Genomic DNA, 15,237 nt, shown 5'->3' on the forward strand with positions numbered 1-15,237 from the left:
CCGGAATATTGGGAAATACGTCGTAGTGACTGCGACCGACGACGACTTCTTCGTCGAGGTGGTAGTCCGCCAGCCAGCGCCGACTGACGGCGATGTAATGCATATTCCGGTCCAGCATGGCGATCGCCGCGGGTGCGTAGTCGACGAAGGTTTTTAATCGCGCCCGCTCGTGGCAGAGCGCTTCGTCGGCGCGCTTTCGCTCGGAAATGTCCGTGCGGATGCTGATATAGCGTTCGACGCGCCCGTCCGGCGCGAGATGCGGAATGATCGTCGCGTCGACCCAGTACAGCGATCCGTCCTTGCTTCGATTGCAGATCTCGCCATGCCAAACGGCGCCCGACGCGGTGACGGCGTACATTTGTCGCCAGAACTCGGGCGGATGAAAGCCGGCGTTCAACATGCGGTGGTCGCGCCCGAGCAACTCCTCGGGATCGTAGCCGCTGATCTCGCAAAACTTGTGATTGACGTGCGTAATCCGGCCGCGATCGTCCGTCATCGATACGTCGGAATGCTGATCGAAGGCGAAACGGAGAAACTCCAACTCACGCCACGCGTTCTCCATCGCCAGCGCATGGGCCTGCACCGACTCTTCGCCCGCGGCGACCGAATCGAGCATCCGATTGAACTCCGACGCGACGGCGCCGATTTCGTCATCGCGTTCGACCGGCGCGCGCACGGCCCGATCGCCCAGACTGCGGGCGACAATCGCGGCGTTCAGCGCCGCGATGGGACGCAACACCGTCAAGGCCATGACGCCCATCGCGGCCAAAGTGACCGCTAACACCGTGGCCACGCTCCGCAGGGCGGCCTCGCGGACCGAAGCGCGCCATTGCTGCGCCGTACGGCGCAGATCGAGGTCGACCACGGTGGCGCCGCGCGTACCAAACGCGCCGAGCAATGAATCCGCCGCCACGGGTCCCGACAAACGCAGGCTGGCGCCTTGTTGCGTCGTGGCGGAGATCAAGCGGTGTTCGCCAATGGCCCGGCGCAACCGCGCTTGCAACGCTTGATCCGGCAACTCATCCAGTGAATCGCCCAGCCAGGCATGGCGCGTCGAGGCCACCACGCGCGGCGTTTCATCCGGCATTCCGGCCACGACCACAATGAGATTGACGTCCTCTTCCCCGCCGAGCGCGGCGACGTAGCGCTGGAGGTCGTTCGCGTTGCGGATGGTCTCGGCCGCATGCTCCACGGAATGCACCAGCACGCCGCCGCGGCGCATTGCGGCTGTCTGGTTGCTCTGCAGCATCATTCGCCCGGTCAGCCAAGCGCCGCAAGCGCAAATCAACAGCCCCAACGAGAGCATGGCGAGCGGCAGCCGCACGCGCAGCGAACGGATGCGCTTTACAGACGGTTCGATTGTCGAGGGAAAATGTTCGGGCATAACTTCGCAGGCGGGGATCAGGGGGCGTCCAACAAGGGCGCCGTGGCAGTTCCAGCCACGGCATGCTTCACTTCGCGATATTTGCTGAGGATTTCGTGCGAGCGCTGAATGGCTACGGCGACAGGCCCACCAGTGGTCAGGTAGGCAGCCCGGTCTTGGGGTTGAATCATCCGCAAATCGCTGCGCAGAAAGTTTGCAAAAGCCTCGGGCGAAATTCCCTCTCGGTCCGCCATAATGCGCATCGCAACCTCCGGTTTGTCGGCGGTGAAATGCACGGCGCGATCGTAGCCCCGCTCCAGACGGTCTAAATCGTCGCCTCGTTCTACGGCAACGACGGGATCGACGATCAGCAAGTCCAGGATCTCGTCGGGCAATTTCTTGCTCGTAAAGACGATGTGAAATTGAACGTCCGTCATCTTCGCCAACTGCTCGAGCGTCGGCGGATAGGCGTGAATCGCGTCTACCGTTCCGTCACATAGCGATTCCGCCGCTGCCGAATATGGGCGATCCACTACTTCGACGTCGTCCGGCCGCATGTTGGAAATCTGCAGCGCCCGGGCGAGAAAATAGTTGCCGAGGCCTTGTTCGATCGCGATGCGTTTCCCGCGCAAGTCTTGCATCGTGCGAAACGGATCGCGCGCGATGATCACGTCGCCGCCGTAGGACCCATCGAAGACTTGTCGCACCACAACGCGACGACCGCCTTCGATTTCGAGCGCCGCCACATCGGTCGGCGTAGCCAATAGGCCGTCGACAAGTCCACGTACATACACGCGGCGCGAATCGCGCAGCGATGTCTGCTCCACCAGGCGCACGTCGAGGCCTTCCTCGCGGAAGAAGCCGAGCTCCTGCGCAAGGTAAAAATACTCGAAGCCAGGCCAAGGATTGGCCGCAATCCGCAACGTTCGCGGCTCATTGGATGCGCAACTGGCCGTACCCAAGACCAACGACAGCAAGACCACGCGCCAGGTGTGCGCCTGACATCGGCCCGTGCGCTCAGAGATTTGAATCATGGTCACGACTCCCATGCATTGGCGTGGCAGCGCAATGCAACGAAAACGACGCTGCGCCGAGCGGCGCGACTGACTGGTCGTCCGCCGGCCGGCTATCGACGCGCATGCGCTCGATCAAAGGTAGGGCGCAGCTAAGAGCCGCGTATTGCTACAGGAGGGGCGAGCGGAGCATGCCGCTTCGGCCGGCAGGATGGGTCGAAGGGGTCGCAACGACCTTGCCGATGCACGCTTCGTCAAATATCCGCCAAGAGACTTTTCAACAGCGAACGGCTTTCGCCCGCTGTGCGCAATGAGGCGATGGCGGCTTGCCCCAGGACTTGCCCGCGAACTAGCTTGGCTGTCGCTGCCGCGAGATCGACGTCCTCGATCTGGCTCAGCGATTCACTGAGCGTGACCTGCAATCCATCGACGAAATCGCGCGATGCGTCGATCGTATACCGCTCGAAAGCGCCCAATCGCGCCCGTGTCGACAGCACCTGATCGCGGGCGGAACTGACGGCGCCAATGGCTTGCGCATAGCGCCGACGGGCCAAGCTGGTCGAACCTCCCGACGCCAAGTCTTGGAGTTTGACTTCGTCACTGCCGAGCGCAGCGCGGCTTACCGCGGGCAGCGCGATACCGGCAACGTCGTTCACGTCGCCGGTCGGAGCAAAACTGATCTCGCCGCCGTCGCTGAGCCCCGTGTAAGCGCCAATGCGATCCACGGCTTCCAGCGCCGCATCGATTTCCAATTGATTCGCCGCCAACTCGGCCTCGCTTAAGTTGCCGCCAGCCGCTTCCAGGACGCGGTCCTGCACGGTGTTCAACAATCCTGTGATTTGCGAGAGTCCGGCATCGGCCAGGCTCACGGCCGCCGTCGCACGGGTGCTGCTTCGCGAGGCCGCTTCCAGAGATTCCAACTCGCTGCGCAACTGCTCGGCGGCGATCAAACCGGCCGGATCGTCGCTGGCGCGGTTAATCCGCTTCAGCGTCGATAGTTGCAAGCCGGCTTCAGCGATCTGCGCGAAGGCGGCGTTGACGTTCTGGATCGCGGTAAGTTCGGTTCCGCTCACACGACTCGCGATGCGATTCACAGTTGATGCTCCGACTGCGCGTCATAAACGGCGAAGGCTTCCGCCAATCGCCGGGAAAGTTGATTCAGCCGCACGATCTCCGCCGATCGCTTCTCGGCCGGCAGGTCAGACGCTTCGTAGCGTTCCCGCAATTCGGCGACGGCGTCGGCCAGCACCGTAAACACGCGGTCGAGTTTTTCCAAGTCGCCGGTGCGCTGGCGCTCCGCCGTTCCGATCAAACCCAAATACGTTTCCAACATGCCGTAGCGCTGGCCCAGCGAGGCCGCTTGCTCCACGGCCACGGAAAGTTCCTCCACGTCGCCGTGAGCGCCTTGGCCCCAGTCCAGCATCAGGCCGCGCACAGCGAAGTTGTGCCCCGACACACGCGCCGCCAACTCTGGAAGATTCACGCCAGCAACAGCCGCCGTCTCAGGTTCGTCCGTCGATTCCGGCGCAGGCGTATCCGCGACCTCCGGCGCAACCTCCGGTTTAATTGGAGCTGGCTCCGCCTCCACGGCAACCGTCGGCTCTTCATTGTTGACCTGCGCATCATCATCAACGAACGGTTCTTCTTCAATCGGCGTCGATTCCGCAACAGGCGCCTCGGCGACGTCAGGCTGCACTTCGGTCACTGGCTCGTCGTCGTGCGCAGGAACGTCGCTGACAATCTCCGGCTCATCCGTTGCTGGCATCTCTACGACCGGGAAATCATCGACCGGCGGAGTCGATGATCCTTCTTCGAAAACCGTCGCAGGCTCGGCGGATTCGAGTTCGGGCGTGGCGACGGGAACTTCCAGCGTCGTGACGCTGGTGTCCTCGGCGGTGAAATGCGGGGTCGATTCCGGCTCCGGCCCGAACGGCACGTCCGACGCCGTGGATGGTATCGGTTCAACTTCGGCGACTTTGGACGGCGAGCCAAACTCGGGTGTCGGCGGCAAGGCGGCCCCGCCCTCACTCGCGGTGGCGCCGGCCAGCAACCACGTTCGCAAACGTTCCGCATCGTCGTCCGAGCCGCCGGCGTCGCGAAAAGCTTGTTCCGCCTGGGACGCGGCGGCGCGGCGGTGGTCGAATTCGCCCCGATCAGTGCGATAGTTCAGATATACTTGCCGACGAAATTGCCGCGCCGCCCGGGCGATCTCCACTTCCTGCGCCGTCTGCGCCGGCAACGAATAGACGCCGGTCGTCGTCGCAAAGCCGACTAACAACAGCCACTTGCGCCAGGTGATCGCCCACGCCCGGGATTGCATTGCGGAGTTCCGTCTTACCAGAATGGTGAGGGCGTACGAGCGCGCAAGCGCGCACCGGAAACGCCCTCGGGACAATCAAAGCTAGGACGGGACCCGACTGAGTCAAACGCCCGCCGGCCGTAATCCCGGTGTACTTGAGCCAATTCTTTACGAGCACCCATGCGACCCTTATTTCGTTGGAGCCTGCTGGTGCTGCTCGTACTCGCGGTGCCGATCGTGCCGTTTGTCGGATTTGGCGCGGCGTCAGAACACTGGATTCAAACTCGGCTCGATCAATCCGTCTCCGCTCCGCGGGCGGCGATGTTCGTAGTCGGCGTGCTGGCAACGGATGTGTTCTTGCCCGTCCCTTCGAGCGCTGTGAGCACTTTCGCGGGGCAACGCTTGGGTATCGTCGCCGGCGCGCTCGCGTCGTGGATCGGCATGACGCTCGGCGCGGTCGCGGCATTTGCGCTCGCTCGATGTTTTGGAAAGCCGCTCGCGGAGCGCCTCGCCGGTCCGGTGGAACTGGCGCGCATGGAGCGCTTGACGGATCGCCACGGGACGCGATTGATCGTGCTCACGCGAGCTCTGCCAGTGCTGGCGGAAGCATCCGTGCTGGTGATGGGCGCCGCACGCCTGAGTTGGCGAAAGTTCCTCCCGGCGGCGATGCTCAGCAACCTCGGCCTTTCGGCGGTCTACGCAACATGCGGAGCGCTTTCGCGCGAGGCCGGCATCGAGCTAACAGCGCTCATCGCCTCGATTGCGCTGCCGCTGCTGGCCGCCGCGATCGCCAAGCGATATTGGCCCGCAGCGGAGCCCGTTGGATCGGCTTAGCTTGCGCCGACGGAGTCGGAGTTCGGGCGCATTGTTTCCAGCTGCGCCATCACGGCGAGTACGAGATCCTCGCGCCATGGCCGCGCGACGATTTGCACGCCGATCGGCAAGCCCGCGCTCCCGGCATCCGCTTGAATCGCCGCCCGTTGTTCTCGATCGCGCGAATCGGGGCGCGACGCCTTCTCTTCTTCGCGCACCGCCGTCCAAGGAACCACGCCAGCTGGCGTGCCCAGCAAGTTTGGCAACATGCAATAACTGCCCGCGCGCGTTAGCACGGTCGAGGTATCGTGACGCAGCGCAGGCGTGCCGAATACGGGGCAGAGGGTCGCGTCGATTTCGCACGCATCCATCGTGTGGAAAAAACGGTCCGAGTACCGATTGCGGCGATCGACCAATTGCCAATACTCGTCGGCGCTCGCCGTGCGAATCGAACGGAACAGCTCGGCAATGGAATGTTGCCCCAAGCGATCGGCGCACCACGCCAGCGGACGCCGCAGAGCGTTCGGCAAGCTACCCAATCGCAACAATTGGGCCACTTGCGCATCGCAATCGCTGTTGCCCAGCATCCGCCGAAAGTCAGCGCCGCCGTCAGCGCCGATCAAGCCGAAATAGACGCGCATCGCCTCTTGAATATCCGGCGGCTGAAACGGCCGGACGATCGCCCCGGCGCCGCGCAAGGCGTCCGCGGCTTCGAGCACCGCGCGCCGCACAGCAGCAGACGGTGTAAAGTAGCCGTCCTCCTCAAAGACGCCGATGCGCAGTGACTTCAAATCTCGCTGGCAATCATTGGTCCACGGCGCCGGCGGTAACACGGGATCGGAACGATCTCCCTCGGGAGCGACCAATACGCGCATCGCCAAGGCAAGATCGCCGACGCATCGCGCCATCGGCCCCGGCTGCACGCCGATCGCTTCCATACCGTTGAGATTCAACAGCGCGCCTTGCGTCGTTAACCGTCCCGTCGTCGGCTTGAGCCCGAAGATGCCGCAACAATGCGCCGGCTGGCGAATGCTGCCGCCGAGATCACTCCCGAGTCCGAGCGGCGAACCATGCGCCGCGATGATCGCCGCCTCGCCCCCGCTCGATCCGCCCGGGCTGCGGTCGTCCCGCGCTGGATGCAGCGTTCGGCCGTAGAGTGGATTCATCGACTCATACAGCATCATCAATTGCGGGACATTCGTTTTGCCAAGTACGATCGCTCCGGCGGCGCGGAGCCGCGTGACGAGCGGGCCGTCGTTCTCGGCGACCTGGAAACGAAAGCGCTCGACGCCCAGCGTCGAAGGAAGTCCACGGACATGAAAGCACTCTTTGATCGTGACGGGCACGCCCGCAAGAAGGCCAAGCGACTTCCCATTGGCGCGATCCCGGTCGATCGCGTCCGCTTCCTGCAGAGCTTCATCGAAACGACGTAGGACGACGGCGGTCAGCCGCCCGTCGATCGAGATAATTCGGTCGATATGCGCCTGCACGACGTCGCGAGCAGAGACGCTGCCATCGCGAACGCGCGCGGCAATTTCTAGCGCCGTCCAGCGCGTGAGAGAACTCACAGGCGGCGATGTCACGCTAGGCACGGCAGAACGCCAGGGAAATTACGGGCGCCTCGGCGCCAGCACGGTCGGCCGATCCTGCATCTCTTTCAACACCGCCGCAGCCGCCACCGCCAATGTGGCCACCGCGCTCACCAACACCAGAAATCGCATCGTCACAGCCTCGCTTTCCAGTTGGAATCATTCACGCATCGTGAAGTTACTTCGCCGGGCCACGGAGTTTCTTCCCCAATCGTGGATCCCAAGCCACTGAAAACTGAACACTGAAAACTTCCAACTCAGACCTCCAGCTCCCCCAACCGCCCCGTGCTATCCCCATGATGATCCACCGCGGCGTCAATGCGATCGAGCATCGAGAGATACAGGTTCGCCAGCGGGGTTTCGTCGGAAAACTCGATGTGGCGGCCCGGCGTGATCGTTCCGCCGCCTCGACCGGCCAGCAGGATCGGCAAATCGTCGTGGTTGTGGCGATTGCCGTCGCCGATGCCAGAGCCGTACACAATCATCGAATTGTCCAGCAAGTTGCCGTCGCCGTCCGGAGTCGCTTTCAGCTTCTCCAGGATGTAGGCCAATTGCGTCGTGTGGAAATGATTGATCTTGCGGATCTTTTCCAGCTTCGCCGCTTCGCTGCCGTGGTGGGAAAGGTCGTGATGTCCTTCCGGCACGTCGATCAAACGGTAGTCGCGGTTGCTCCCTTCGTTGGCGAAGACGAAGGTGCAAATCCGCGTCGAATCCGATTGGAACGCTAGCACCATCAGATCGCCCATCAGGCGAATGTGCTCGCCATAATTGTCCGGAATGCCCGTCGGTTGCTCGAAGTTGGGCTTAAACTCCTTCGCACGGTCCTCGTGCCGGGAGATGCGGAGCTCCAACTCGCGGATGGCAGTCAAGTACTCGTCCAACTTGCGACGATCGGTCGTCCCCAGCCGGCCGCGCAACCGATTGGCGTCACCTTGCACGTAATCCAGCACGCTCTGGCGATCTTGCTTCCGTTCGGCCGACGCGCCGGACTCGCCGCTGCCGAACAGCCGCTCGAAGCCCTGCCGCGGGTCGATCTCTTTTCCCAGCGGTTGCGTCGGCGACTTCCAGGCCATGCTCGACGAGTACGCGCAGCTGTACCCGGAGTCGCAATCGCCCGATTGACGCGCCGGTTCGCAGCCGATTTCGAGCGAAGAAAACCGCGTCTGGGTGCCCACGCGTTCGGCGGCTACCTGGTCGATCGATGTGCCGACGAAGATATCCGCGCCGTGCGTCTTCCTCGCCTGGCTCGCGGTGAGGAACGCCGATAGCGAGCGGGCGTGGTCACCCGCCCCATCGCCGTTCGGCCGGGCCTTGTCGCAGGTCAGTCCACTCAGCACCAGCATGTCTTCGCGGAAACTGGCGAGCGGTTCCAGGATCGACGGCAGCGTGTAGCCGGTTCCCGTTTGCTCCGGTCGCCAGTGGGCCATGTTGACGCCGTTGGGCACGTACAGGAACGCCACGCGGCGCGGCGTATGCGCGACCGCTTCGGCAGCGACGACGCGATTCGGCCAGCCGGAATCGAACAATGGCAGCGCCACCGCCGCTCCCAGCCCCTTGAGCACGCTTCGCCGCGATACGCCACGTCGTGTCATTGTTCCGCTCCTTGAGCTCGACGGTACTGGAAGGGATCGCTCGCCACGATCGCCCGCACCAACACGGAAAAACGATAGTCGTTCTGATCGAGCGCGGTCACGATTTCGTCCACCGCGCATTTGTCATCATACTCGACCCCGCGGCCGAGGGCATACGTCAGCATTTTCTCCGCCAGGCACCGGCCAATCCCCTGCCGGTCCTCCAACAGCACGCGTTTCAACTCGCGTGGCGTCGCGAACGACCGCCCGTCGGGCAGCGTCCCGGCCGCGTCGATGGCAAATTCGCCGTCCTGCTCGCGCCATTGGCCGATGGCGTTGAAGTTCTCCATCCCGAAACCCAGCGTGTCCATTTGTTGGTGGCACGAAGCGCAGAGTGGATTCTCGCGGTGCTGCACCATGCGCTCGCGCAGCGAGCCCACGAGCTTCATTCCTTCGGCGCCATCCAGCTCCGGCACATTTGGCGGCGCCGGCGGAGGCGGCGTACCGAGCAATTGCTCCATGATCCATTTGCCGCGTTTGACCGGCGAAGTCCGCGTGGGGTTGGAAGTAATCGCCAACACGCTGGCCTGCGTCAACACGCCGCCGCCGCGCGGGGAGTCGCCAAGTTCGACCCGGCGAAATTCGTCGCCGGTGACACCTTCGATGCCGTACAGCTTCGCCAGTCGTTCGTTGAGGAACGTGTAATTGGCGTCGATAAATTCCAGCACGCTACGATCTTCTCGCACAATCGCGGTGAAGAAGCTTTCCGTCTCCTGCCGCATGGCCTTCCGCAAGGCCTCGTCAAACTCCGGGAAGCGCGCCGGGTCGGGCGAAAAGGAATCGAGCCGACGCGTTTGCAGCCATTGCCCGCCGAAGTTCTCGACCAGCGCTTGCGACTTCGGATCGGCCAGCATTCTCGCGATCTGGCTATCCAGATTCGCGCGCAACTCGCCGCGATCGGCCAGTGCGAACAATTCCTCGTCCGGCATCGAGCTCCACAGAAAATACGACAGCCGCGTGGCCAACTCGCATTCGCTGATCGGATACGCTTCGCCGGCGACTGCTTCCGTCGGGTCGTTTTCGATCCGGAACAAAAAACTCGGCGACGACAACACCGCGCTCAACGCCAACTGCAAGCCGCGCTCGAACGGCGCGGGATGGTCCGCGGCCAGATCGTACAGCGGCAGCAATCCGTCGACTTCCTCGTCGGTCACCGGGCGACGAAACGCTCGCTTCGCAAAGTGCGCCAGAATTTCCCGCGCTACTTCACGGCGATCCTTTTCACCGGGCTGCTTGATCACGATCCGCCGATGCGATTCCGGCAACTTTTCATCCGTCGGCAATGGACCGTAGTATTCGAGCCATTCGACATACACGTTCCGATCGCGCTCAATGCCGTCGTCGCCTTGACCGACGAAATCGTTCACAAACGCCAGGGTGATGCGCCCGGTGTCTTCGGCCTTAAATTGAACCTCATACTCGCCCGGCGCATCCACGGTGTGCGCGACGCTGATGGTCTGTACCTCGTCGCGATCGAGCCGCACGGAGAGTTTCGCCGTTTCGTCACCGGCCTGATCGGCGTAGGCTCGGACGCGGACGATGTATTGTCCCTTTTGCTCGATGCGATCCGGCGCGGTGACCCGATCGTCCTGCGAATGCAGTTTGACGAAACCGCGTTCGTCCACTTCACGCGTGGGACGGCTGCGCAACTTGTTCGCCGCAACGCGTTCGTCCTCCGGCCCAGGGCCCGGCATCACGATCGCCTGATCGACCACCTTCTCCGCGGCCGCCAGATACTTCTCGAACAGCACGGGCGGCAACGACAGCACGTCGCCGATATTGTCGAATCCGTAGCCGACGTCGTCGGCCGGAAAGTCGTCGGCCGGTCGCAGCGCGATGCCGGTCAGGTCGCGAATCGTGTTGTTGTATTCGGCGCGATTCAAGCGGCGAATCGTCACGCGTCCCGGATCGCTCCGTTCTTGTCCGCAATCGATCATCAGCACCGCGCGATCGACCCAATCGCTGAGCAGCATCAAGTCGTCGGGCGAAACGGGCTCGTAGTCCGGCGGCGGCATCACGCCAGCGCGGACCATCTTCAGAATCTGAATCCACTTCTCCCGATCCGCCATCGCCGACTGGGGAGATTCCCACTTCGTCAGACTCAACTCCGCCTCGGCAGCTTCGTCGCCATGGCAATCGCCGCAGTAGTTCGCGAGCAGCGGCAGAATCTGCTTTTGAAATCCCTCCGCGTCCGGAGAAGCAGGCTCCACGCCACGCGCCTCGACAGCCAATAGGCCGCCCACAATCAAGGCGAAGCATAGACGCAATCGCTGCATCGTGAAGCTCGCTGGCGGGTTGGTGGAGGAGGGAGGCGGGGGCGCACCGCGCCGGAGGGAAATCGGCGTCGCCGCCGACCCGTCGCCATTATATAAATCGGACCATATGCGTGTCCACCTTGCGGACCCTCGATATGGGGGTGAAAACTCGAATGGTAAGGCCGGGAAATGGGCCAGAATTCGCCAACCGGCAGGGTCCAATATGGAATTACGCGCCGCCGAGAGAAAAAGCCCAGGGAAGGGCCTCGAAGTCGTCGCGAATGGTTCGATTTCGAGGCCCTTCCCTGGGTTTCAGGAGCACATCGATTCTACGTACACCCACAGAAAGTTTGGTGTGGGGTGCCACTGGCGGCTTGTCCGCCAGTGCTGGAGTTGGGCCAGCCGGCAAGACTAAAACCGCACTGGCGGACAAGCCGCCAGTGGCACCCATCGCTTTACTTCTTCCGCGTGCGCACTTAGCCATACAGGCTCACTCCGCCGCGGCTATCGCCGCCTCGAAGTAGCTCGCTTCTGCCGGTTCGCCAGCGCGCAACCTCCGCCTGATCTATGCGCACCTATGACATGCGCGATGTCGTCACTTTTTCCACTTTTCCGGAATTTCCAGGGCGCTCTCATTGAATTCCACTGGCGTTTGCCTCTAGAATCGGGGCCGCGCCCGTGAAAATCGCCCGAATCGTTTTGATGATTTGACCTTGGTTGTTCGCGCGTCGTTTCTCCCTGCGATCCATCCGCGATCGCGCGGCATGAAAATTCTCCAATTCATCGAGAGGTGCTTCACATGTTCATGCAACGACGCAGCTTGGCTTTATGCGCTTCGATCGCGGCAGCCGGGATTGGCTTCGTGACCAGCGTCGCCAACGCGCAGACGATCCGAACCTACGACGTCAACTTCACCGAGAGTCCGCCGATCATCGATGGCGTCGTGACGGCTGGTGAATGGGACGGCGCCGCGGCCGAACAAGGGGGCTGGAAACTGTTGCGGGAGACGTCGCGGAGCGACAACCAAAACTCCCGCTGGCAAGCCGTCTGGGATGACGAGGCGATGTACATCCTGTTCCAATCCGACTATGGAAACTGGAGTGCCGGTCCGTCGACGGGAAGTATCAACTTTGGCGACGACAGCTTGAACTTGTACGTCGACCCGAACGTGGACGGCGAGCCGAACGTCTCGGAATTCGCCGGGCCGGACGGCTACCAGATTGCCTTCAACCAATACATGGGCGCCTCCGCGATCGACGAGGGAGCGGTCGTCACCAACACGGGCATTTACACCGAAGCGCACGAAAACACAACTTTCGGCAACCAGGGGCTCTGGGAAGGGTTGCTGAACACGGCGATGGCGCAAAATATGTCCGCTGGCGGCGGCGTGACCGAAATCAAGGTTACGTGGACCGATTTTGACGCCGACAATCCGGACGCCTTGGACAATATTGACATCCAGGGTCTATACCACAACTTCGCGCCCGAAGTCGACGACACCTGGTACTTCAATATGGGTCGCATCACCAGCGATGGCGGCAATCTGCTGCCGGATTGGAATGTGTCCGACTCGCAGTTCTTCGCCGATCGGCCGCATGGCGAAATCACCTTCGTCAAGCCAGTCGAAGGTCAGATCGGCGACACCGACAACGACGGCGATGTGGATATCAACGATCTGAACGCTGTCCGCAATAACTTTGGCAACACCGGCACGGCGGGTTCCACCGCTGGCGACGCGTTTCCCTACGACGGCGACGTCAATATCAACGACCTCAACGGCGTGCGGAACAACTTCGGAGTCGGCGGGCCAATCCCGGTCCCCGAACCGCAGTCGTTGGTCTTGATTGCGATTGGCGTGGTCGGGCTTGCGGCGTACCGGCGGAACCGTCAGCCGAGTTGCTGAGTTGCCGCTGGTAACTGGCACATCGCAGCGAATTCTAGGGCGTGGCGTCAATCTCTGATTGCGCCACGCCTTTCGCGTTTTTCGCGGGCAACTACCCCACCGTCGCCAACTCCGCCAACTGGACCGTGGCGCGGTGGTGTTCCTTTTCCAGGAACGTCCGCCCCTTCTTCACGTTGAGGTGATCCCAGGGCAGCCGGTCAGTAAGTTCAAACGAAGCGTGCAGCACGCAGTCCACATCCACGCCAGCGTCGGCGAACGCTTGCCACCAGATGGCGGGGTTGAACATCTCGTACCAGCTATCGTGCCGCGCGCCGCGACGCCATGCCAACTCGATGCCGGCCGCGACGCGGCGATCGCCTCGGCTCAGCACGCCTTCCACGAGGCTGATCTCAATATCGTGCCGTTTGAGCATCACTGCCTTGATCCGCCGCTTCTGAAACAAGTGTTCCCGCGCCCAATTGAAGTAATCGCGCGTCTGCATGCCGGTCCATTGATATGGCGTGTGGGACTTCGGCACAAAGTTCGACACGCTGGCCACCACCTTCGGCGTCTGCCCGCGTTCTTCCTTGCCGATCCGCGCGATCGTCTCCGCCATTTCGATGATGCCGTCCAAGTCGACCACGCGCTCGCCCGGCAAGCCGCAGAGAAAATACAATTTCACCTGCTGCCAACCATTCTGAAACGCGGTCCGGCAGCCGCGATACAGATCCTCGTTGCTGATCTTCTTGCGAATCTGCTCCCGCATGTCGTCCCGCGCGACTTCCGGCGCCAGCGTCAGCCCGCGGCGATCGCTAGCCATCATCGCGACGACCGATTCCAGCGCCTCGTTCACGCGCAAACTCGGCAGCGCGATCTTCACCCCCAAGGGATGAAATACCTCCTGCATCCGCCGCACGAGCTGCGGGAAGTACGGATAATCGCTGGTCGAGAGCGATAGCAGCGAAATCTCCCGGAACCCGGTATGGCGATACGATTCCAACGCCCCTTGGACAATCGTTTCGACCTCACGCACGCGTAGCGGCCGCTTAATGACCGTGCTTTGGCAAAACCGGCACTGCCAGGGGCAGCCGCGCATGATCTCGATCGCGATCCGATCATGCACACATTCGATGTTCGGCACGATCGGCCGCGTCGGGAGCGGAATCGCATCGAGATCCGAAATCACCGCCGGCTCGATCGTCGTCGGGATGCCCGGATAGCGCGGCTGCAAGCCAAGAAACTGCCCGTCGCGGCTGTACTCCGGGTCATAAAGACTCGGCACATAGGCGAACGGCAATCGTCGCGCCAGCTCGACGAGTAATTCCTCGCGCTGTTGCCGCCCCGCCGCGCCGTCGAGCACGCGCCCAGCCGCTTGTTTCAATTCCAGCCACAAATCGCAGATCAACGGCAACGACGGCTCGCCGTCGCCGGTGACGAACACGTCGATGAACGGCGCGATGGGCTCGGGATTCTGCGCACACGGCCCGCCCGCGATCACCAACGGGTGCGCAAGCGTCCGCTCGTCGTTGTGCAACGGGATACCGCCCAGATCGAGCACGGTCAGCAGGTTCGTATAGCAGTTTTCGTACTGCAACGTGAACCCCACGACGTCGAACTCCACGAGCGGCGTGAAATTCTCCAAGCTGTAAAGCGGCGTCCCGGTCCGCCGCAGCTCGCGTTCCATGTCGACCCACGGGGCGAACGCCCGTTCGCAGGCCCAATCGGCCCGGTCGTTCATCAACGTGTACAACACCTGCAAGCCATGATGGCTCATCCCGATCGTATACCGATCCGGAAATACCAGGCACAACCGCCCGCGCACGTCGCCGTACTCCTTGCGAACGGCATTCAACTCCCCCCCCAAATACTGCGCCGGCCCCTCGACATGCGGGAGGAGGTGCGCGGTGACCTGGGTTTTGAGGGGGAGGTTGAGCATGGGTTTGCTATTGTACCTAAGATCATACGTGATGGTCTGTTTGCGTTATAGGCGACGCCAAGTGCGGGAGTGACTATGGGACGAGTCCGATTTCCTAACTCCGCGGTTAGTTTCGGCTATAATTGGGTCAGAACCACGCCGACTCCTCAGCGGTTGTCGAGATAAAAATGTCCATAACCTTTGATTTGCCGGAAGACGTCGAAGCCCAGCTGCGACGCGAACTGGGCGATCTTGACCAGGCGGCGAAAGAGGCCGCGCTTGTCGAACTTTATCGCCAGGGGAAGCTATCGCACGGGCGGTTTGCCGAGTCGCTTGGTATTTCGCGGTATGAGGCGGACGGCGTGCTCAAGCGCCACAACGTGACCGAGGATCTGGTCACAATGGCGGAACTGGATGAGCAGATTGCCGATTTTCGCGAGTTGCTAGGCGAATGATTTGGCGTCTCGTCGCAGCGCC

Annotated in this window: 11 protein-coding genes; 3 read left to right on the forward strand and 8 right to left on the reverse strand. The window is 62.3% G+C overall.

The window, feature by feature from the left end; all coding sequences use genetic code 11:
- From SGJ19_18760 to SGJ19_18775, 4 genes are all read right to left on the reverse strand, one after another.
- Positions 1–1,384: PAS domain S-box protein (locus SGJ19_18760; GenBank protein MDZ4782292.1), on the reverse strand; the 1,384-nt coding region annotated here is incomplete at its 3' end.
- A 17-nt stretch (positions 1,385–1,401) separates the two neighbouring features.
- Positions 1,402–2,397, reverse strand: a complete 996-nt coding sequence (locus SGJ19_18765) for an ABC transporter substrate-binding protein (GenBank protein ID MDZ4782293.1) — start codon at positions 2,395–2,397, stop codon at positions 1,402–1,404.
- Positions 2,398–2,630: 233 nt separating this feature from the next.
- Positions 2,631–3,470: a flagellin gene (locus SGJ19_18770; protein MDZ4782294.1), complete on the reverse strand. Its 840-nt coding sequence runs from the start codon at positions 3,468–3,470 to the stop codon at positions 2,631–2,633.
- Entirely contained in the window at positions 3,467–4,696 is a 1,230-nt protein-coding gene (locus SGJ19_18775) for a hypothetical protein (protein ID MDZ4782295.1), read from the reverse strand. Before SGJ19_18775 ends, SGJ19_18770 begins: the two co-directional genes overlap by 4 nt.
- 159 nt (positions 4,697–4,855) lie before the next feature.
- Here SGJ19_18775 and SGJ19_18780 point away from each other — a divergent pair, with 159 nt between their 5' ends.
- Positions 4,856–5,509, forward strand: a complete 654-nt coding sequence (locus SGJ19_18780; GenBank protein MDZ4782296.1) for a VTT domain-containing protein — start codon at positions 4,856–4,858, stop codon at positions 5,507–5,509.
- Here SGJ19_18780 and SGJ19_18785 read toward each other — a convergent pair.
- The 3 genes from SGJ19_18785 to SGJ19_18795 all read right to left on the reverse strand — a co-directional run bounded on the left by SGJ19_18785 (position 5,506) and on the right by SGJ19_18795 (position 10,984).
- Complete coding sequence (locus SGJ19_18785; protein ID MDZ4782297.1) at positions 5,506–7,080, reverse strand: amidase; 1,575 nt, start codon at positions 7,078–7,080, stop codon at positions 5,506–5,508. The two genes, SGJ19_18780 and SGJ19_18785, sit on opposite strands and share 4 nt — an antisense overlap.
- Before the next feature lie 254 nt (positions 7,081–7,334).
- Complete coding sequence (locus SGJ19_18790) at positions 7,335–8,669, reverse strand: DUF1552 domain-containing protein (GenBank protein ID MDZ4782298.1); 1,335 nt, start codon at positions 8,667–8,669, stop codon at positions 7,335–7,337.
- Positions 8,666–10,984, reverse strand: coding sequence for a DUF1592 domain-containing protein (locus tag SGJ19_18795; protein ID MDZ4782299.1), 2,319 nt, complete (start codon positions 10,982–10,984; stop codon positions 8,666–8,668). The genes SGJ19_18790 and SGJ19_18795 overlap by 4 nt, the downstream gene beginning before the upstream one ends.
- Positions 10,985–11,762: 778 nt before the next feature.
- Between SGJ19_18795 and SGJ19_18800 the strand changes: the two genes are divergently transcribed.
- Positions 11,763–12,866 (forward strand): sugar-binding protein, encoded by a 1,104-nt coding sequence (locus SGJ19_18800; GenBank protein ID MDZ4782300.1) that lies wholly within the window; start codon positions 11,763–11,765, stop codon positions 12,864–12,866.
- Between the two features lie 91 nt (positions 12,867–12,957).
- Here the strand turns inward: SGJ19_18800 and SGJ19_18805 are convergent, their stop codons facing one another.
- Positions 12,958–14,781 carry a TIGR03960 family B12-binding radical SAM protein gene (locus tag SGJ19_18805; protein ID MDZ4782301.1) on the reverse strand — a complete coding sequence of 608 codons (1,824 nt, stop codon included), beginning with the start codon at positions 14,779–14,781 and terminating at the stop codon, positions 12,958–12,960.
- Positions 14,782–14,948: 167 nt separating this feature from the next.
- Here SGJ19_18805 and SGJ19_18810 point away from each other — a divergent pair, with 167 nt between their 5' ends.
- A complete protein-coding gene (locus SGJ19_18810) occupies positions 14,949–15,215 on the forward strand; it encodes a UPF0175 family protein (GenBank protein MDZ4782302.1) in 267 nt (88 codons plus the stop codon).
- The last annotated feature ends 22 nt before the right edge of the window (positions 15,216–15,237 follow it).

The organism is Planctomycetia bacterium (assembly GCA_034440135.1).
In the GTDB taxonomy this organism is placed as follows: domain Bacteria; phylum Planctomycetota; class Planctomycetia; order Pirellulales; family JALHLM01; genus JALHLM01.

Excerpts from the sequence above, each read along its gene's own strand:
- SGJ19_18795 (MDZ4782299.1), bottom strand. The coding sequence starts at position 10,984 with ATGCAGCGATTGCGTCTATGCTTCGCCTTGATTGTGGGCGGCCTATTG.
- SGJ19_18765 (MDZ4782293.1), bottom strand. The coding sequence starts at position 2,397 with ATGATTCAAATCTCTGAGCGCACGGGCCGATGTCAGGCGCACACCTGG.
- SGJ19_18805 (MDZ4782301.1), bottom strand. The coding sequence starts at position 14,781 with ATGCTCAACCTCCCCCTCAAAACCCAGGTCACCGCGCACCTCCTCCCG.
- SGJ19_18810 (MDZ4782302.1), top strand. The coding sequence starts at position 14,949 with ATGTCCATAACCTTTGATTTGCCGGAAGACGTCGAAGCCCAGCTGCGA.
- SGJ19_18780 (MDZ4782296.1), top strand. The coding sequence starts at position 4,856 with ATGCGACCCTTATTTCGTTGGAGCCTGCTGGTGCTGCTCGTACTCGCG.
- SGJ19_18800 (MDZ4782300.1), top strand. The coding sequence starts at position 11,763 with ATGTTCATGCAACGACGCAGCTTGGCTTTATGCGCTTCGATCGCGGCA.
- SGJ19_18790 (MDZ4782298.1), bottom strand. The coding sequence starts at position 8,669 with ATGACACGACGTGGCGTATCGCGGCGAAGCGTGCTCAAGGGGCTGGGA.
- SGJ19_18775 (MDZ4782295.1), bottom strand. The coding sequence starts at position 4,696 with ATGCAATCCCGGGCGTGGGCGATCACCTGGCGCAAGTGGCTGTTGTTA.